Genomic DNA, 19879 nt, shown 5'->3' on the forward strand with positions numbered 1-19879 from the left:
ACAAAATCTATTAAACGAATGAAAAGACTTTTTGCATGGGGAACCGCCCTCCTTCTTGTAGGCGGTATGCAGGCGGCCTTACTGCCGGTTGGCGAGCCGATTACTCCTGTTGATTACGTCAGCACCTTGGTTGGCACACAATCCAAGCATGCCCTTTCTACGGGCAACACTTATCCTGCTGTGGCAATGCCTTGGGGTATGAATTTCTGGACACCACAGACCGGTACTATGGGGGATGGATGGGCTTATACTTATGATGCCGACAAGATTCGCGGATTCAAGCAGACACACCAGCCCAGTCCGTGGATTAACGATTACGGACAGTTTGCCATTATGCCTATCACCGGAAAGGTGGCTTTTGACCAGGATGAGCGTGCCAGTTGGTTTTCTCATAAAGCCGAGACCGCCACTCCTTATTATTATAAAGTTTATCTTGCCGATCATGATGTGACGGCGGAGTTTGCTCCTACCGAGCGTGCCGCTGCCTTCCGTTTCACTTTCCCTGAAACGGAGGAAGCCTATGTGGTGATCGATGCCATGGACAATGGCTCTTTTGTGAAAATCATTCCGGCTGAAAAGAAAATCATAGGCTACACCACCAAGAACAGTGGTGGTGTGCCAAGCAATTTCAAGAACTACTTTGTATTGCAGTTCGATAAGCCTTTTACTTATACTGCTGCCGTGAAGGACGGAAAGATTGACTCCCGTACTACCGAGATAGGTGCCAATCATGCTGGTGGCATCATCGGTTTTCATACCCTCCGTGGCGAGCAGGTGAATGTACGTGTGGCTTCCTCATTCATCAGTCACGAGCAGGCCGAGTTGAACTTGAAGGAACTGGGTGACCGGACGCTTGAAGAGGTGGCGAAAGCCGGGCGTGACGAATGGAATCGGGTACTGGGCCGCATTGAAGTGCAGGATACCGACCTCGACCGTCTGCGTACTTTCTACTCTTGTTTCTACCGTTCGGTGCTTTTCCCACGCAGTTTCTACGAGATAGATGCGCAAGGTCAGGTAATGCACTACAGCCCCTATAATGGTGAGGTGCTGCCCGGCTATATGTTTACCGACACCGGCTTTTGGGATACTTTCCGTTGTCTTTTCCCTTTCCTTAACCTGATGTATCCATCCATGAATGTCAAGATGCAGGAAGGGTTGGCCAATACTTACAAGGAGAGCGGTTTCCTGCCCGAATGGGCCAGTCCGGGACACCGTGGTTGCATGGTGGGTAACAATTCTGCCTCTGTGGTGGCAGATGCTTGGCTGAAGGGGCTGCGCGGTTACGACATCGAGACATTATGGGAAGCTGTGAAGAACGGTACGGAGAAAGTGCATCCCGAGGTTTCCTCTACCGGACGTTTGGGACATGAGTATTACAACAAGCTGGGTTATGTGCCTTATAATGTGGGGATCAACGAGAATGCAGCCCGTACGCTGGAGTATGCCTATGACGATTGGTGCATCTACCAGCTGGGACTTTCGCTCGGCAAGTCGAAGAAAGAACTGGCTCCTTTTGCCAAACGTGCGCTGAACTACCGGAATCTTTTCGACCCTGTTCATAAGTTGATGCGCGGCAAGAATGAAGACGGTACATTCCAATCGCCGTTCAATCCCTTGAAGTGGGGTGACGCCTTCACCGAAGGAAACAGTTGGCATTATTCATGGTCGGTTTTCCACGATCCGCAAGGACTCATTGACCTGATGGGTGGCAAGGACTCCTTCAACCAGATAATGGATTCCGTGTTTGTGTTGCCGCCTGTATTTGACGAAAGTTATTATGGCAGTGTCATCCACGAAATTCGAGAGATGCAGATCATGAATATGGGTAACTACGCTCACGGCAACCAGCCTATACAGCACATGATTTACCTCTATAATTATTCCTCCCAGCCGTGGAAGGCGCAGTACTGGCTGCGTGAGGTTATGGAGCGTATGTACAATGCCAATCCTGACGGCTATTGCGGTGATGAGGACAACGGACAGACATCTGCTTGGTACGTGTTTTCAGCTTTGGGATTCTATCCCGTCTGTCCGGGTACAGACCAGTATGTGCTGGGTGCTCCTCTTTTCCGTTCTGTGCGTCTGCATTTGGAAAATGGTAAGACTGTGACGATTGAAGCTCCTGAAAATAGTCGTACCAACCGCTACGTGCAGAAACTCACTGTGGACGGCGTTGATTATACACGCAACTATCTGACACACGAGCAATTGACGAACGGCTCCTCACTGCGCTTCACTATGGACAATGTGCCCAACAAACAGCGTGGGACAGGAGAGGAAGATGCTCCTTACTCCTTCTCGAAAACGCTTAAAAAGAAGAAGTGACCTCAAAGCCAAAACCATAGCAATTAATGATGAGGGTGTGCCGAATGTCTGACGGAGTGATAGCTGAAAAACGTTTTGACACACCCTCTCTTTTTTACGATAAATCACTGTTTGAAACCCCTATTTACCATGAAACTTAAGAAACTTACTATTTACTGCTTGGCATTGTTTTGTTCCTCTTCTTCTGTTTATGCGCAATCCGGTGAAGAAGTTCAAAAGAAACGTAGCGGCAATCCGATTTTTCCCGGTTGGTATGCCGACCCTGAGGGGGTAGTTCTGGACGGGAAGTTCTGGATTTATCCTACATATTCCGCTCCTTATGATGAACAGACTTTTATGGATGCCTATTCTTCGTCCGACTTGGTGCATTGGACCAAACATCCACGCGTGCTTTCAAAGGAAAATATCCCATGGTTGCGCCGTGCTTTGTGGGCGCCGGCTGTCATCGAGGCCAATGACCGCTATTATCTTTTTTTCGGAGGGAACGATATACAGAACAACTCTGAGATTGGCGGTATCGGTGTGGCTGTGGCAGACAATCCGGCAGGTCCTTTCAAAGATGTGCTGGGCAAGCCCCTGATTGATAAAATTGTGAATGGCGCACAGCCCATTGACCAGTTTGTGTTCCGTGATGACGATGGCACTTACTATATGTACTATGGTGGATGGGGGCATTGCAACATCGTGAAACTGTCTCCCGATTTACTTAGTGTCGTTCCTTTTGATGATGGCACAGTCTATAAAGAAGTTACTCCTCAGGACTATGTGGAAGGTCCTTTCATGTTGAAACGTAACGGAAAGTATTACTTCATGTGGTCGGAAGGCGGTTGGGGAAGTCCCGATTACCGTGTGGCCTATGCCATTGCCGACTCTCCTTTTGGGCCGTTCCATCGCGAGGGAATCATTCTTCAGCAGGATGTCGATGTGGCTACCGGTGCCGGACATCATTCAGTGGTGCGTGGAAAAGGTAAGGATGAATGGTACATCATTTACCACCGTCGCCCGTTGGGAGAAACGGCAGCAAATAGCCGTGCCACCTGCATTGACCGGATGTACTTTGACAAAAAAGGAAAGATAAAACCGGTGCGCATGACTTTCGAGGGAGTGAAAGCTACCAAAACTCCACTTGACTAATAGCAATTTTCAATTCAAATTTATATAGAAGAAATATGAGTATTAATTCCAAAAAGATTTGTTTCAGTCTTGTTCTGGCTGCGGCTGCCGGGATGGTTCAGGCTGTCAATAGTAGCTGCCTTCTTGCCGATGCGGGCTTTGTGGCCGTGCAGGATAATACGGCATCTGCCGGTAACTATACCTCTAACCGTCCTAAAGAGAAACAACGACTTTTCCGTTCCACTGCCGTGGAGAAAGAGATTGTCCGTGTACAGAAACTTTTGAAGAACCGCAAGCTTTCCTGGATGTTTGCCAACTGTTTTCCAAATACGCTGGATACTACTGTGCACTTCCGCAAAGGTAGCGATGGAAAGCCTGATACTTTTGTGTATACGGGTGACATCCATGCTATGTGGTTGCGTGACTCAGGAGCGCAAGTATGGCCATATGTGCAGCTTGCCAACAACGACCCGAAACTGAAAGAGATGTTGGCCGGTGTTATTCTACGCCAGTTCAAATGTATCAATATCGACCCATATGCGAATGCTTACAACGATGGTGCGCTGCCCGATGGACATTGGATGAGTGACCTTACTGACATGAAGCCCGAACTGCATGAACGTAAATGGGAAATCGACTCGCTTTGTTATCCTTTACGGTTGGCTTATCACTACTGGCAGGTGACGGGTGACACTTCGGTTTTCGGTGCTGAATGGCTGGAAGCCATCCGCAATATTTATATTACTTTTTGTCAGCAGCAGCGCAAAGAGGGTGCCGGTCCCTACAAATTTCAACGCAAGACGGAGCGTGCGCTCGATACGCTGAACAATGATGGTCTGGGTGCTCCTGTCCGTCCGGTGGGACTCATCGTGTCCTGCTTCCGCCCGTCGGACGATGCCACAACGCTTCAGTTCCTTGTACCTTCCAACTTTTTTGCTGTCACTTCCTTGCGTAAGGCTGCCGAGATTTTGGAAACAGTGAACAAGGAGACTGCTTTGGCTGCCGACTGCCGTGCCTTGGCCAATGAGGTGGAAATGGCTTTGAAACGTTATGCAACCTACAATCATCCTGAATTTGGTACCATTTATGCTTTCGAGGTTGATGGTTTCGGTAATCATTTGCTGATGGACGATGCCAATGTGCCCAGCTTGCTTGCCATGCCCTATTTGGGAGATGTAGACATCAATGACCCCATTTATCAGAATACCCGCCGTTTTGTGTGGAGCGACAGCAATCCTTATTTCTTCAGCGGCAAAGCCGGTGAGGGTATAGGCGGACCGCATATCGGCTATGATATGGTGTGGCCCATGAGCATTATGATGAAAGCTTTCACAAGCCAGGATGATGCGGAAATCAAAACTTGCATCAAGATGCTGATGGATACGGATGCCGGTACGGGCTTCATGCACGAGTCGTTCCATAAGGATGATGCAACCAACTTCACCCGCCCTTGGTTTGCTTGGCAGAACACCCTTTTCGGTGAGTTGATATTGAAGTTGGTTAATGAAGGAAAGGTGGATTTATTGAATAGCATTGATTAAGATATAGCATGAAGAACTTATATACATGGGTGGCTGCCCTCCTTTTTGTGACATTGGCAATTTCGGTTATGGCTTGTACTTCTGCCTCTTCTGCTGGTACGGTGACGGTGGTTGACCGGCCGAATATACATGCTGTCAATACTAATTAGGGACATTCATTAAATATTACAAAATTAGCCAACTAATTCATACACAAAGTATTGCGAATTAGTTGGCTTTTTTGTATCTTTAGGTATTCCCCCGAAAATAAGGTTTGACGGCCAAAACGGGGGAAATATCCAAACTAATAAGATATGGCAAAGATACAAAATATTTCAGAAATTCACCCTACTTTGGGTTTTACAGAATTTGATATTCTGGAAAAATACCGCAAGAGTTTTAATGAGAGTGAGCTTGGCAAGCTTCATTCGGTCTTTCCGTTTGAATGTATGGCAAAAGCCGCAGGCCTGTCGGACCGGCGCCTGGGACGCAGGAACATATTCAGTCCTTCCGCAAAGATCGCCCTTATGGTCCTGAAGGAATACACCGGATTCTCCGACAGGCAACTGGTGGAACATCTGAACGGGAACATACACTACCAGATTTTCTGTGGAATTATGATCCCCCCGTCCCTTCCCATAACCAACTTCAAGATAGTCAGTGCCATCCGTAATGAGATAGCATCCCGCCTTGACATTGATTCTTTCCAGGAGGTCCTGGCTTCACACTGGAAACCTTATCTTGATAACCTTCACGTCTGCATGACCGATGCCACATGCTATGAGAGCCACATGCGTTTTCCTACGGACATGAAACTTCTTTGGGAAAGCCTCGAATGGCTCTACAGGCATATATGCCGGCATTGCAGGGAGCTGGGCATAAGGCGTCCGCGCAACAAATACAGGAATGTGGAGGAATCCTATCTGTCCTACTGCAAGAAAAGAAAGAGGAGAGCTTCAAGGACAAGAATGCTTAAGCGCCGTATGATCAAGCTTCTTGAAAAGCTCCTCAGTCAAAGGGATGGGATCCATAGCGAGTACGGTGCTTTACTCCGATATACCCAGGATTACCATAAGCGTCTTTCCACCATCAGAAAGGTCCTTGTACAGGAAAAGGAAATGTTTGAAGGGCGGAAAGTCAGTGACCGTATCGTCAGCATTGACCGTCATTATGTACGTCCCATCGTCAGAGGCAAGGAAACCAAGTCCGTCGAGTTTGGTGCAAAGGTCAATAATATACAGATAGACGGCATATCGTTCATCGAACACCTATCGTTCAAGGCATTCAATGAGGGTATACGCTTGAAGGACTGTATCCGTATGCAGCAGAAGCTTATGAATGTAAGGGTAAGATGTGTGGCTACCGATTCCATATATGCCAATAATGCCAACAGAAAGTTCTGTACAAAATATGGGATATCCACATCCTTTGTGCGCAAGGGAAGGGCGGCCAAAGATGAGCCTTTGAGGAAGGTGCTTAGAAGCGAACTCTCAAAAGAAAGGGCCACACGGCTTGAAGGAAGCTTCGGCACTCAGAAGCAACATTACTCGCTCTCAAGGATAAAGGCCAGAAACAGGAAGACGGAAATACTGTGGATTTTCTTTGGAATACATACGGCAAATGCCATACTGATGATAGAAAAAATCAGAAACAAAACAGCTAAAGCAGCATGATATGATGTTACTCACAGAATCAGAAGAGGTCATCAGACTTCTTCCGGAACGTCATTTCCTGTCGGATAGAATTATGTGAGAAAGCACGGAAAAATGGCAATAAGAATGACATATGAAGTGGTCATGCCCTATCATCTTCATATGCCATCTTATTTTTTAGGGACATTTACTGAATATCCCTAATTATATGGGTTATCGTGCCCCGCTTCGGCCATTGAACTTTATAAAATTGCCAGTAGGCAGCATCCGTCCCGAGGGGTGGGTAAGGAAGTTTCTGGAGTTGCAGCGCGACGGCCTGACCGGACATTTAGGGGAAATCAGCGCTTGGTTGGAAAAGGATGACAATGCTTGGCTTACGACCGGTGGGGACCATGGTTGGGAGGAGGTTCCCTATTGGCTCAAAGGGTATAGCAGTTTGGCATATATTCTGAATGATCCGAAGATGATAGAAGAAACCAAATACTGGATCGAAGGCGTATTTGCCAGTCGCCAGCCGGACGGTTATTTCGGCCCGGTTAACGAACGCAATGGGAAACGCGAACTTTGGGCACAGATGATTATGCTTTGGTGCCTGCAATCTTATTACGAGTATTCTCAAGACCAGCGTGTCATAGACCTAATGACAAACTACTTTAAATGGCAGATGACGGTTCCCGACGACCGACTTCTGGAAGACTTTTGGGAGAATAGTCGTGGAGGTGATAATATCATCAGCATTTACTGGCTTTACAGCCATACGGGAGATGCTTTTTTGCTCGAATTGGCCGAAAAGATTCATCGCAACACTGCGGACTGGACTCAGTCGACCTCTTTGCCTAACTGGCACAACGTAAACATTGCCCAATGTTTCCGTGAGCCTGCCACTTATTATATGCAGACTGGTGATTCTGCTATGCTGAAAGCCTCTTATAATGTCCATCGACTGATTCGTCGTACTTTCGGGCAAGTGCCCGGTGGCATGTTCGGGGCAGATGAGAATGCCCGTTTGGGATATATTGATCCCCGCCAAGGGGTGGAAACCTGCGGGCTGGTTGAGCAGATGGCTTCCGATGAAATTATGCTTCGCATAACGGGCGACCCCTTATGGGCCGAGCATTGCGAAGAAGTGGCATTTAACTCTTATCCGGTTGCCGTGATGCCGGATTTTAAAGCGTTGCGTTACATCACTTGCCCGAACCATGTCGTCAGTGATTCCAAGAATCATCATCCGGGCATCGACAATCGCGGACCGTTTCTTTCGATGAATCCTTTCAGCAGTCGTTGCTGTCAGCACAATCATGCACAAGGCTGGCCCTACTTTGCCGAACATCTGGTTTTGGCAACTCCCGACAATGGAGTGGCAACGGCTCTTTATGCAGCTTGCAAAGCTGTGGTGAAAGTAGCTGATGGAAAGAAAATCACTTTGCATGAAGAAACGAATTATCCTTTTGAGGAAGACATCCGTTTTTCTGTCTCTACCGAGGGAAAAGTCGTCTTTCCGTTCTATTTCCGAATCCCTTCATGGACTCAAAAGGCGAAAGTATGCGTGAATGGTGAGGAAGTGGATGCGGTTCCCGTAGCAGGAAAGTATCTCTGCATTCATCGCGAGTGGTCGGATGGAGACCGTGTGGAATTGACGTTTCCGATGTCTTTGTCCATGCGCACCTGGCAGGTCAATAAAAACAGCGTAAGTGTGGATTACGGTCCTCTCACGCTCTCTCTTAAGATTGCAGAGAAATATGTAGAGAAGGACAGCCGCGAAACGGCCATCGGTGATTCTAAATGGCAGAAAGATGCTGACTCTCAAAAATGGCCCACTACTGAGATATATCCCGGCAGCCCGTGGAATTATTCGCTGGTGTTGGACAAGACAGAACCTTTGAAGCACTTCGAGGTGATCCGTAAATCATGGCCAGCCGACGACTACCCTTTTACAGTGGCCAATGTACCTTTGGAGGTGAAGGCTGTCGGTCGGTTGGTTCCCGAATGGAAAATAGATGAAACCGGGTTGTGTGGTGTGTTGCCCGAAGAGGATGCAGTGAGAGGCGATAAAGAAGAAATCACACTCATCCCTATGGGAGCTGCGCGGTTAAGGATATCTGCGTTCCCGAATACAAGAGAATAAATTGATGAATGATGCGAATAGGAGTGAAGTACAGACACTTTTAACTCTTGATTTGCATAAATAGAAAACTTAAAATAAAATGAAACGTATTGCTTTTTTGGATTACGTGCGCGTGTTTGCGTGCTTCTTGGTCATGTTGGTTCATGCCAGCGAGAATTTTTATGGAGCTGCCGGCTCTACAGATATGGTAGGACCGCAGTCTTTCCTTCAGAATGAGGCCGATAGGTTGTGGGTATCAGTTTATGATGGCTTCTCTCGTATGTCTGTACCTCTGTTCATGATTGTTTCGGCTTACCTGCTTGCACCGATGAAGAAAGGACAGAGCTGTTGGCAGTTTTACCGCAAACGTTTCCTGCGAATCATGCCGCCGTTCGTCTTTTTCATGGTACTATATAGCACGTTGCCCATGTTGTGGGGACAGATAGACGGCGAACAATCTCTGAACGACCTTTCACGTATCTGGCTGAACTTTCCTGCGCTTGCCGGGCACTTCTGGTTTATGTATCCGTTGATAAGTCTTTATCTGTTCATTCCGGTCATCTCACCGTGGCTGGAGAAGGTTTCGGCCAAAGAAGAACGTTTCTTCATCGGACTGTTTCTGATTTCTACTTGTATACCTTTCCTCAACCGTTGGTTTGGTGAAGTATGGGGACAGTGTTTCTGGAACGAATATCACATGTTATGGTATTTTTCGGGTTATTTAGGTTATCTTGTGCTGGCACATTATATCCGCGTGCATCTTACTTGGGGGCGCTCCTTGCGTCTGCGGGTCGGTTTCCTGCTTATGCTGGTCGGCGCGGCGGCTATCATATGGTCGTTCTATGTCCAGGCTGTTCCGGGAGTGGTGCATTCTACACCGGTCATTGAGGTGGGATGGGCTTTCTGTACCCTTAATTGCGTGGCGTTGACGGCAGGCACATTTTTGTTGTTCGGCTGTATCAGCATTCCGCAGCCTCCGCGCATCATTGCCGAAATGTCTAAACTCAGCTACGGCATGTTCCTTATGCACATTTTCTGGCTTGGCTTGTGGGTATCGGTGTTTAAGTCTACATTGGGATTACCCACTGTGGCTGCCATTCCGGTAATAGCGGTATGTACATTTATCAGTTGTTTCGTGGTAACCAAGCTCATCTCGTTGATACCGGGCAGTAAGTGGATTATCGGGTAAGCTCCTTGCGTTCGCTTTCCCGTTGAAGGCTTGGGAGCTGTCAATTGCCTGCTGCTAACTTCACTGTAGTAGGGGGGGATCATCAGTGCAAAATGGCTGCATTTTTTGCACTGATCATCTGTTGATTCATAAATGGTTATGCTAAGAGGGAAGGAAGTATAATCAAGGACAGATGCGTAATTGATAAGAAAATACCGGAACACCTATGAGGTGCGGTAGTGCGAAGGAAAGAGGTCTTACCGAAAAAGACGATGAATAGAAAGGTTGAGGAAGAAGGTGAAGGCGGTGGAGGATGAAAATACTCTCTCTTTAGCTGAAAAGCTGTGTATTCTGCTTGAAAACGTGTACTTTTGCAGATTATATGAATGAATGGCAGAATATGAACAAATCCGAAAAGCGAGTATTGGTGGGAATGAGCGGAGGTATAGACAGTACCGCCACTTGCCTGATGTTGAGGGAACAGGGCTATGAGATAGTCGGTCTCACCATGTGGGTGTGGGGAAACGAACCGGCGGAAGCCCGCAACCTTGCCGACAGTATGGGAATTGAACACCATGTGGCAGATGAGCGTGAGGCTTTCCGGCAGATTATCGTTCAGAACTTTATCGATGAATACCGGCAGGGGCGTACCCCCAATCCTTGTGTGATGTGCAATCCTCTGTTCAAGTTCCGCATTCTAACGGAGTGGGCGGATAAATTGAATTGCCGGTATATTGCTACCGGGCACTATACCCGTCTGGAAGAGCAGAATAGGAAAATATATATAGTTGCCGGGGATGACGATAAGAAAGACCAGTCTTATTTCCTTTGGCGCTTGGGGCAGGATGTCTTGCGACGTTGTCTTTTCCCGTTGGGAACCTATACCAAGATGCAAGTGCGCGATTATCTGAGGGATAAAGGCTATGCACCGAAAGCCGAGGAAGGAGAGAGCATGGAAGTATGCTTCATAAAAGGAGATTATCGGGACTTCCTGCGTGAGCATTCGCCGGAGATAGACAATGAAGTAGGCCCGGGATGGTTTGTCAATTCGGAAGGAGTGAAGCTGGGAGAGCATAAGGGCTTTCCTTACTATACCATCGGGCAACGGAAAGGACTTGAAATCGCATTGGGAAAACCAGCTTATGTGCTGAAAATAAATCCGCAGAAGAATACCGTAATGTTGGGAGATGCCGAGCAGCTCAAAGCGGAATATATGCTTGCGGAACAGGATAATCTGATTGATGAGGGGGAAGTTTTTGGAAGCGGGGAACTGACGGTTCGCATCCGCTATCGGAGCAAACCGATACCTTGTTCGGTAAAGCGTCTGGAAGACGGGCGATTGCTGGTGCATTTTGAGACGGAAGCATCTGCCATTGCACCCGGACAATCAGCTGTATTCTATATTGGAAAAAGGGTGGTAGGCGGTTCGTTCATTGCTTCACAACGTGGTATCGGCATGTATATTTAAAAATTAAAAACTGAAATTTGAAAATAAAAAGAGATTAATGGGGAAGAGATTGATTATTCTTTCAGCTTTAGTGTTGTTTCTGGCAAGTGCGTCGGCACAGCAAGATACGTTGAAATACCGTATTAGTTTAAGAGACAAGGCAGCTACCGTTTATTCATTGGAGCATCCTGAACAGTTCCTTTCGGAGAAAGCCATTGCAAGACGTCAAAAACAGAACCTGGCGGTTGATTCCACCGACCTGCCGGTTTGCCGTCAGTATATTGATGAAATACGCAGACAAGGAGTGAATATTGTAGTTGTAGGGAAATGGGAAAATTTTGTTACGGTTTCCTGCAATGATTCCGTTTTGATAGAACATATTGCCGCATTGCCGTTTGTACGCGCTACGGAGAAAGTATGGACTGCTCCGAAAATGAATGAAGGAATGGGGGATGCAATGCGCGATTCTGTAATCAATGAGCCGAAGATATATACAGACAGTATTTACGGTCCTGCTCTCACTCAAATTCAGTTGAGCAATGGAGATAAGTTGCATGATGCCGGATTCAGGGGGCAGGGAATGACGATTGCCGTGATTGATGCCGGATTTCATAATCTGGATAAGATAACGGCTATGCGGAATATCCGTGTCTTGGGCATGAAAGATTTTGTCAATCCTCAGGCGGATTTATTTGCGGCAAGCAGTCATGGACTGAGTGTGCTTTCCTGCATTGGAATGAATCAGCCGGGAATTATGACAGGTACTGCACCGGAAGCTTCCTTTTGGCTGTTCCGCAGTGAGGATGAGGCTTCCGAACACTTGGTGGAACAGGATTATTGGGCTGCTGCCGTAGAGTTTGCCGACAGTGTGGGAGTTGATGTGCTTAATACTTCTTTGGGGTATTATGCGTTCGATGACAAATCGAAAAATTACAAATATCGTGATTTGGACGGACATCATGCCTTGATGTCGCGTCAAGCCTCGCATATAGCTGATAAGGGTATGGTACTGGTGTGCAGTGCCGGTAATTCGGGAATGGGGTCTTGGAAAAAAATAACCCCGCCGGGAGATGCTGATAATGTGTTGACGGTAGGCGCTATCAACAAACAGGCGGTGTTGGCGCCATTTTCCTCTATCGGCAACACGGCTGATAACCGGATTAAACCGGATGTTGTAGCTGTGGGCGAAGGAGCGGATGTGATTCGCACGGACGGAAATCAGGGTAAGGCAAACGGGACTTCTTTCTCTTCGCCCGTCATGTGTGGAATGGTGGCTTGTTTATGGCAGGCATGCCCCCGGCTGACAGCGAAAGAGTTGCTTGAATTAGTCCGTGCTTCCGGTGACCGTGCCGACTATCCGGATAATATCTACGGTTATGGCGTGCCGGATATGTGGAAAGCATATAATAGCTATAAATTAAAAATGAAGTAAGGACAGGAACTTTGCATACTTATATTTAAAGAATGGATGCCTTATCACTATACGAATTAAATGCGCTGGTGCGTCGCAGCTTGGAGCAATGTTTGCCTGATGCCTATTGGATACAGGCTGAATTGAGTGATGTACGTACCAACAGCACCGGACATTGCTATCTGGAGTTCGTACAGAAAGATGCCCGTAGTAATAGTCTGATAGCTAAGGCGAGAGGAACGATATGGTCGAACGTCTTTCGTTTGTTGAAACCTTATTTTGAGGAAGCTACGGGACAGGCTTTTGTTTCGGGCATCAAAGTGCTGGTGCAAGTGACCGTCAGTTTCCATGAACTGTATGGATATAGCCTTACAGTACAGGATATAGATCCCACCTATACTTTGGGTGATATGGCCCGTCGCCGTAAAGAGATTTTGAAACAATTGGAAGAAGAAGGGGTACTTACTTTAAATAAAGAATTGAGAATGCCTCGTTTGCCGCAGCGTATTGCGGTTGTTTCTTCCCCAACCGCTGCCGGATACGGTGACTTTTGCCACCAGTTGCAGAATAATCCGGGAGGTTTTTACTTCTATACGGAACTTTTTCCGGCATTGATGCAGGGTGATCGTGTTGAAGAATCCGTTTTGTCTGCTTTGGATAAGATAAATTCCCGTTCGGACAGTTTTGATGTAGTAGTTATTATCCGGGGCGGTGGGGCAACTTCCGACCTTTCCGGATTTGATACTTATCTGCTCGCGGCTGCCTGTGCGCAGTTTCCTTTGCCTGTTATCACGGGTATCGGACACGAACGCGATGATACGGTTCTCGATTCCGTGGCCCATACCCGTGTCAAGACTCCCACAGCTGCTGCCGAATTTCTGATAGACTGCATGAATGAGGCTGCCGATGAATTGGAATCGCTGGCTGCCCGCCTATGCGATGGTGTCCGGAATTTGCTGGTACAAGAGCAACAGAAGTTAGTATCATACAGGAATCGTATTCCCTCTGCTGCTTATGGTTGCATTTCGGATGCAAAATTAACTTTGCTTACCGTCCGAAAAGACATTGTACAAGCTGTAACAGCCTCCTTGTTTCGTCAGCATCATCGGCTGGAGTTACTGCAACAACGGCTGGCGGATGCTTCTCCGGAAAAGCAATTAGCCCGTGGCTACAGCATTACATTGAAAAACGGAAAAGCAATAAAGAATGCTTCTCTCTTAAATGAGGGTGATGAAATTATCACTCGCCTGTATAAAGGAGAAGTGGTTTCAGTAGTAACAAATAAACTGTCAAAAAAATAAATAATCCTATGCCTGCACCCAAGAAAAAAGAGACTTATTCCCAAGCGATGGAACGGTTGGAGAAAATTGTCAGTCAGATAGACAACAATGAACTGGAAATAGATGAACTTGCCGTAAAGATAAAGGAGGCAAATGAAATCATTGCTTTTTGCAGTGATAAGTTGACTAAGGCAGACCGTGAGGTCCAGAAACTTCTATCGGACAAGCAGGAAAGCTAAATAACCTTGAGTGGCTTTTTGTTAGCTTGATTTTTGATGTATTAATATTATATAACTTTTTTGGACGCTAAAAGAGTTAATTCTGCTTTTTTTGTATTATGATAATAATTAATTTCGCTGGTAAAATTGTTTAAGATGAATAATAAATTGTAAAAGGGTGGAGGACTTTGCCGACTTTGATTTCTTTTTTAAAGAGTATTATGTCTCTCTTTATTCCTATGCACATTCTCTCATTAATAATTGGGAAGTAAGCCGTGACATAGCGAGCGATGCTTTTGAATATATATGGAAGAATTTTGATAGGATAGAGAAGGCCACAGCTAAGTCGTATCTCTTTATATATGTACGCAATCGTGCTATCGACTATCTGAGACATCAGGATATACATTATGCTTATGCTGAATTCTCTCAGAAATTGTATGAAAATTATACAGAAGTGGAGTTCAAGGAGCAAGACGAGCGTATGATGAAGATTCAGAAAGTGTTGGATGGAATGACCCCGCATACGAGGCATATCCTGGAAGAGTGCTATCTACATGAGAAGAAGTATAAAGAAGTAGCCGCAGAATTGAATATAAGCATAAGTGCGGTTAGAAAACATATTGTTAAAGCCTTGAAGGCTATTCGTGAGGAATTTGCTAAATAAATATAAAAAATAGGCTAAACGGTTCAAAATAAGTTTTATAAACGCATTTATAATAAGGTATTAACTAAACTAGCGGATTTATGAGTAATCAAGATAGTACATCTGAATTTGATAAAGCACTGGATTTAATGGAGAGTTCATCCGATAGCTCTGACAAGAAATGGGAGGATTTGAAAGATGTGGAGACATTAGATGCCTGTAAGGATTTGATGGATGTCAGATATCTTTTGCATAAGTGCCAGGCTTCCGGTATGGTTGATGTGGAGGCTGAATTAGCTCGTTTGAAAGGTAGACAGAATAAGAAAAAATATCTTAAGATGTTTTGGATATGGAGCAGTTCGGTAGCAGCTATCCTGGTAGGAGCTTTTGTTTCATTTAATTATTTATTTAATATACCGGTTGCCCCGCCTAAATCTGTCACGGTATTTGCTGCGGATCCGAATGAACAGCGTATTGTTTTGGAATTAAATGACGGCAAGCAATTCTTTTTGGATGATGAGCCTAAAAAAGAAAACAAACAAGTAGAAAAACGGCGGACTCTTGATTATACTAATCTAGCGAGGAATTCCGTTCCGGTAGTGAAAAAGATGTTACAGACTCATTCTATTGTAATCCCCAGAGGCGAGACATTCAAATTGATTCTTTGTGATGGTACGGAGGTGTGGCTGAATGCCAATAGTAAATTGGTTTATCCTACAGCTTTTATAGAAAGGGAGCGTACGGTTTTTCTTGAAGGAGAAGCGTATTTTAAAGTTACAAAAGATACAAAACCTTTTATTGTAAAGACGGATTATTTGCAAACTAAGGTTCTCGGAACGGAGTTTAATGTGAAAAGTTATACAGCCGAAGACAGCCATGTAACGCTGATTAGCGGTAAGGTACAGGTTCGCAGCCATGAAAATGCACGTTTTGTGGATTTGGAACCAGGTAAAGATGCCATACTTCTTTCCAATGGGCAGTTTGAGGTGAAGGAAGTAAACAGTGAGGCCTATACTTATTGGAAAGATGGATATTTTTATTTTGATGAGTTGACTTTGGCGGATATTATGAAGTCTATTGGACGTTGGTATAATGTGAACGTTATATTTAGAAATAAAGAAGCCATGACATATCGCATACATTTTATGTCCAATCGTCAGGGTGGTATTGAAGAAACAATTCGTTTGATGAACCGTTTAAAAAAAGTAACGTTAACACTTTGTGAGAATACGGTCTATGTTGACTAGATGGAGGCATGTTTTGTGTAATTTCTTCCATATTGTAGATGCTTTTTAGAGAAAAAGTTTCATGAATTGAAAAAAATAAGGTAAAAAGGTATCTTGTTATTCAAGTCATACGTATTATTAATAAATGAAGCTTCGCTAATATTATTAAAAATAAACGTATGAGAAGAAAGAGGTACTTATTATTTCCGCTTTTCTTTTTTCTATTTTGTCTTCCGTTCTGTGCGGAAGCTCAGGTAGGTGAGAAGAAACTTACAGTAGAGTTTAAGAATGAAGAGTTGTCTTCTGTATTTAAACAGTTGAGCAAAATTTCAGGTTATAAAATCCTTTTTACGTATGATGATGTGAAGTCATATACGTATAGCGGTGCCATCAAGGATAAGAATATCCGGGAAATTTTGGATATTGTGCTTTCTGGTAAGAAACTTGAGTATACTATCGATAAGGAGTTTATTACCATTACAACAAAAGGTCCTTCCAAACAGGCTAAAGTGTATACGGTAAACGGCGTTGTGCTGTCTGCCGATGACGGTGAGCCGCTTATTGGAGCTACCGTTATGGTGAAAGGTACTTCTACGGGTGTGCTGACAGACATAGACGGTAAGTTTACATTGCCTAATGTTTCCAGTCGTTCCAAGTTGGAGTTTTCTTATGTCGGTATGCTTCCTCAGTCGCTTTCTCCTTCGCCGACTATGAAAGTGACTCTCCAATCGGATGTACAGACGCTGTCCGAAGTTGTTGTGACGGGTATGCAGCGTATGGATAAACGTATGTTTACCGGTGCTACCGACCAGTTGAAAGCAGAAAACATCAAAATGGATGGTATGGCAGATATCAGTCGCGGTCTGGAAGGACGTTCGGCAGGTGTATCTGTGCAAAATGTATCCGGTACTTTCGGTACGGCGCCTAAGATTCGTGTGCGTGGTGCAACTTCCATTTACGGAAGTTCCAAGCCGCTGTGGGTAGTAGATGGTGTTATCATGGAAGATGTAGCTGAGATAGGTGCTGACGATCTGTCCTCAGGTGATGCTGAGACTCTGATCAGTTCAGCTATTGCCGGTTTGAATGCCGATGATATTGAGAGTTTTCAAATTCTAAAAGATGGTTCGGCTACCTCCATTTATGGTGCACGTGCTATGGCAGGGGTGATTGTGGTAACTACCAAAAAAGGTAAATCAGGTACGAACAAAATCAGTTATACAGGTGAGTTTACCATGCGCATGAAACCCAGTTATAGCAATTTCAACATCATGAACTCTCAAGAGCAAATGGATGTATACAAGAATATGGAGCAAAACGGTTCCCTGAGTTTTGTTGATTCTTATCGTGCTTCGCAGAGTGGTGTCTATGGTAAAATGTATCATCTCATTAATCAATATTCGGCAACAGGCGGTGTATTTGGTTTAGCCAATACGCCTGAAGCACGGGGGGCTTATCTGAAGCAGGCCGAGTTCCGTAATACCGACTGGTTCGACCTGTTGTTCAGCAATAGTATCTCACAAAATCATGCTGTGAGTATGGCTACCGGTACAGACAAGGCTTCTTATTATACTTCCATCAGTGTGATGAACGACCCGGGATGGACTAAGAGGAGCAAAGTGCAACGTTATACGGCTAACATTAATTCTACGTATAATATCTTCAAAAACCTTACACTTAACCTTATCGGGAATGCATCTTTTCGCAAGCAGCAGGCTCCCGGTACTCTTGGTTCGCAAGCTGATCCCGTAAGTGGTGAGGTGAAACGTGACTTCGACATCAATCCTTACTCATTTGCGCTGAATACTTCGCGCACATTGGATCCCAATGAATACTACGTACGTAACTATGCACCGTTTAATATTTTCCACGAGCTGGATAACAACTACATGGATTTAAAAGTTACTGATATGCGATTCCAGGGTGAAATGAAATGGAAGCCTATTCAAAAGGTAGAATTGAGCATATTGGGGGCTTACAAGTACTCATCTACTACCCAAAACCATTATGTGAAAGATTATTCTAATCAGGCATGGGCTTATAGGGCTATGGATGACGCTACCATGCAGCAAGCCAATCCGTGGCTCTATACCGATCCTGACAAAATCAATACTCTACCGGAATCGGTACTGCCCGTAGGCGGTTTCTATCGCGATACGAAATATACTATGTCGAGCTATGACTTGCGTAGTACCGTCAGTTACAATGATGTATTCAACGAAAATCATATCGTAAACTTTTTCGGTGGTATGGAACTAAATGCCACAGACCGCAGCAAAGTGTGGTTTAACGGTGCAGGTATGCAGTATGGCATGGGTATGCTTTCCAGTTACGACTATTTGTTCTTCAAGCAAGGCAACGAGGAAAATACACCTTATAATACTGTTGACGAAACCAAAGCACGCCAAGTGGCTTTTTTCGCTACCGGCACTTATTCATGGAAGGGACGCTATACCGTGAACGGTACAGTGCGTTACGAAGGTTCCAACAAACTAGGTAAAAGCCGTTCGGCTCGCTGGTTGCCTACATGGAATATTTCCGGTGCTTGGAATGCGCACGAAGAAACTTGGTTCAGCAAACTGAATTCCATATTATCTAACTTGACGCTGAAAGCAAGTTACTCGCTGACTGCCGACCGTGGTCCTGCCTTTGTGAGTAACTCGCTGGCAATGGTGAGCAGTTATAATCCTTGGCGTCCCAATGCCGATGTCATGGAGTCGGGACTGGGCATCCTACAAGGCAAAAATTCTGAACTGACTTACGAAAAGAAACATGAACTGAATCTGGGTATCGATTTAGGTTTTCTGGATAACCGTATCAACTTCAGCATGGATTGGTACAAACGCAAGAACTATGACCTGATAGGATGGTTGAGTACTACCGGTCTGGATGGAGAAATTGGCAAGTATGCCAATGTGGCAAGCATGCGTTCGCACGGTATAGAGCTGACTCTTTCTACCCGTAACATTGCCAAGAAGGACTTCAAGTGGAACACTGACTTCATTTTCTCTAAAACCAAGAACAAGGTAACCGATTTGGAGGCATTCTCATCGGTAATGGACATGGTGAGCGGATATGGATTTGCCATGCAAGGCTATCCGGTAAGAAGTTTGTTTTCGCTCGACTTCCGTGGACTGAATGAAGAAGGTCTGCCTACTTTCATTAATGAAAATGGCGAATTGACCACAAGCAACATCAACTTCCAGGAGCGCAACAACAAATCACACCTGATTTATGAAGGTACTACAGATCCTACCATTACAGGTAGTTTGGGAAATGTATTCAGCTACAAAGGTCTGAAACTGAATGTGTTTATCACTTATTCTTTTGGCAATGTCATCCGTTTGGATCCGGTATTTAGCAACCAATATACCGACCTTGATGCTATGCCGAAAGAATTCAAGAACCGTTGGATGAGGCCGGGCGACGAGCATCGTACCAATATTCCGGTGATAGCAGATAAGTATATGAATGTGAACGACAGTTATCTGAGCCGTGCCTACAATGCTTATAATTACTCCAGTGACCGCATCGCAAAGGGTGACTTTATCCGTTTGAAAGAGATTTCGCTTTCATACGACCTGCCCAAGAAGTGGATTGAACCGTTAAAAATTTCCAATTTAGGATTGAAACTGCAGGCAACTAATTTGTTCTTGCTTTATGCAGACGACAAATTAAACGGGCAGGATCCCGAATTCTTTAACACAGGTGGTGTGGCCGTTCCCATGGCTAAACAGTTCACTTTTACCATTCGCTTAGGCATTTAATTTTT

14 protein-coding genes are annotated in these 19879 nt (G+C 45.3%); all 14 read left to right on the forward strand.

The window, feature by feature from the left end; genetic code table 11:
* Positions 1-18 precede the first annotated feature (18 nt).
* The 14 genes from NQ565_RS05875 to NQ565_RS05940 all read left to right on the forward strand — a co-directional run bounded on the left by NQ565_RS05875 (position 19) and on the right by NQ565_RS05940 (position 19874).
* A complete protein-coding gene (locus NQ565_RS05875; protein ID WP_040316341.1) occupies positions 19-2325 on the forward strand; it encodes a GH92 family glycosyl hydrolase in 2307 nt (768 codons plus the stop codon).
* A gap of 129 nt (positions 2326-2454) precedes the next feature.
* Entirely contained in the window at positions 2455-3459 is a 1005-nt protein-coding gene (locus tag NQ565_RS05880; protein ID WP_005658256.1) for a glycoside hydrolase family 43 protein, read from the forward strand.
* A 35-nt stretch (positions 3460-3494) separates the two neighbouring features.
* Positions 3495-4979 (forward strand): glycoside hydrolase family 125 protein, encoded by a 1485-nt coding sequence (locus tag NQ565_RS05885; RefSeq protein WP_005658254.1) that lies wholly within the window; start codon positions 3495-3497, stop codon positions 4977-4979.
* A gap of 8 nt (positions 4980-4987) precedes the next feature.
* Positions 4988-5128, forward strand: coding sequence for a hypothetical protein (locus tag NQ565_RS05890; RefSeq protein ID WP_005658252.1), 141 nt, complete (start codon positions 4988-4990; stop codon positions 5126-5128).
* Between the two features lie 144 nt (positions 5129-5272).
* Positions 5273-6631, forward strand: coding sequence for a transposase (locus tag NQ565_RS05895; protein ID WP_005658250.1), 1359 nt, complete (start codon positions 5273-5275; stop codon positions 6629-6631).
* A gap of 187 nt (positions 6632-6818) precedes the next feature.
* On the forward strand, positions 6819-8735 hold the full coding sequence (locus NQ565_RS05900) for a beta-L-arabinofuranosidase domain-containing protein (protein WP_005658249.1): 1917 nt from the start codon (positions 6819-6821) through the stop codon (positions 8733-8735).
* Positions 8736-8814: 79 nt separating this feature from the next.
* Positions 8815-9903 (forward strand): acyltransferase, encoded by a 1089-nt coding sequence (locus NQ565_RS05905; RefSeq protein WP_005658247.1) that lies wholly within the window; start codon positions 8815-8817, stop codon positions 9901-9903.
* A 379-nt stretch (positions 9904-10282) separates the two neighbouring features.
* A complete protein-coding gene (gene mnmA / locus NQ565_RS05910) occupies positions 10283-11350 on the forward strand; it encodes a tRNA 2-thiouridine(34) synthase MnmA (RefSeq protein ID WP_040316382.1) in 1068 nt (355 codons plus the stop codon).
* Positions 11351-11387: 37 nt separating this feature from the next.
* Complete coding sequence (locus NQ565_RS05915) at positions 11388-12761, forward strand: S8 family peptidase (RefSeq protein WP_005658243.1); 1374 nt, start codon at positions 11388-11390, stop codon at positions 12759-12761.
* A gap of 32 nt (positions 12762-12793) precedes the next feature.
* A complete protein-coding gene (gene xseA, locus NQ565_RS05920) occupies positions 12794-14041 on the forward strand; it encodes an exodeoxyribonuclease VII large subunit (RefSeq protein WP_005658240.1) in 1248 nt (415 codons plus the stop codon).
* 8 nt (positions 14042-14049) lie between these two features.
* Positions 14050-14259, forward strand: a complete 210-nt coding sequence (gene xseB / locus NQ565_RS05925; RefSeq protein WP_005658237.1) for an exodeoxyribonuclease VII small subunit — start codon at positions 14050-14052, stop codon at positions 14257-14259.
* Positions 14260-14416: 157 nt separating this feature from the next.
* A complete protein-coding gene (locus NQ565_RS05930) occupies positions 14417-14905 on the forward strand; it encodes a sigma-70 family RNA polymerase sigma factor (RefSeq protein ID WP_005658234.1) in 489 nt (162 codons plus the stop codon).
* A gap of 80 nt (positions 14906-14985) precedes the next feature.
* A complete protein-coding gene (locus NQ565_RS05935; RefSeq protein WP_005658231.1) occupies positions 14986-16131 on the forward strand; it encodes a FecR family protein in 1146 nt (381 codons plus the stop codon).
* Positions 16132-16289: 158 nt separating this feature from the next.
* Positions 16290-19874 (forward strand): SusC/RagA family TonB-linked outer membrane protein, encoded by a 3585-nt coding sequence (locus NQ565_RS05940; protein ID WP_005658228.1) that lies wholly within the window; start codon positions 16290-16292, stop codon positions 19872-19874.
* Positions 19875-19879: the final 5 nt, after the last annotated feature.

This window comes from Bacteroides stercoris ATCC 43183 (assembly GCF_025147325.1).
Taxonomy (GTDB): Bacteria; Bacteroidota; Bacteroidia; order Bacteroidales; family Bacteroidaceae; genus Bacteroides; species Bacteroides stercoris.

Excerpts from the sequence above, each read along its gene's own strand:
- mnmA (WP_040316382.1), top strand. The coding sequence starts at position 10,283 with ATGAACAAATCCGAAAAGCGAGTATTGGTGGGAATGAGCGGAGGTATA.
- NQ565_RS05885 (WP_005658254.1), top strand. The coding sequence starts at position 3,495 with ATGAGTATTAATTCCAAAAAGATTTGTTTCAGTCTTGTTCTGGCTGCG.
- xseA (WP_005658240.1), top strand. The coding sequence starts at position 12,794 with ATGGATGCCTTATCACTATACGAATTAAATGCGCTGGTGCGTCGCAGC.
- NQ565_RS05875 (WP_040316341.1), top strand. The coding sequence starts at position 19 with ATGAAAAGACTTTTTGCATGGGGAACCGCCCTCCTTCTTGTAGGCGGT.
- xseB (WP_005658237.1), top strand. The coding sequence starts at position 14,050 with ATGCCTGCACCCAAGAAAAAAGAGACTTATTCCCAAGCGATGGAACGG.
- NQ565_RS05905 (WP_005658247.1), top strand. The coding sequence starts at position 8,815 with ATGAAACGTATTGCTTTTTTGGATTACGTGCGCGTGTTTGCGTGCTTC.
- NQ565_RS05940 (WP_005658228.1), top strand. The coding sequence starts at position 16,290 with ATGAGAAGAAAGAGGTACTTATTATTTCCGCTTTTCTTTTTTCTATTT.
- NQ565_RS05935 (WP_005658231.1), top strand. The coding sequence starts at position 14,986 with ATGAGTAATCAAGATAGTACATCTGAATTTGATAAAGCACTGGATTTA.
- NQ565_RS05900 (WP_005658249.1), top strand. The coding sequence starts at position 6,819 with ATGGGTTATCGTGCCCCGCTTCGGCCATTGAACTTTATAAAATTGCCA.
- NQ565_RS05915 (WP_005658243.1), top strand. The coding sequence starts at position 11,388 with ATGGGGAAGAGATTGATTATTCTTTCAGCTTTAGTGTTGTTTCTGGCA.
- NQ565_RS05880 (WP_005658256.1), top strand. The coding sequence starts at position 2,455 with ATGAAACTTAAGAAACTTACTATTTACTGCTTGGCATTGTTTTGTTCC.
- NQ565_RS05895 (WP_005658250.1), top strand. The coding sequence starts at position 5,273 with ATGGCAAAGATACAAAATATTTCAGAAATTCACCCTACTTTGGGTTTT.
- NQ565_RS05890 (WP_005658252.1), top strand. The coding sequence starts at position 4,988 with ATGAAGAACTTATATACATGGGTGGCTGCCCTCCTTTTTGTGACATTG.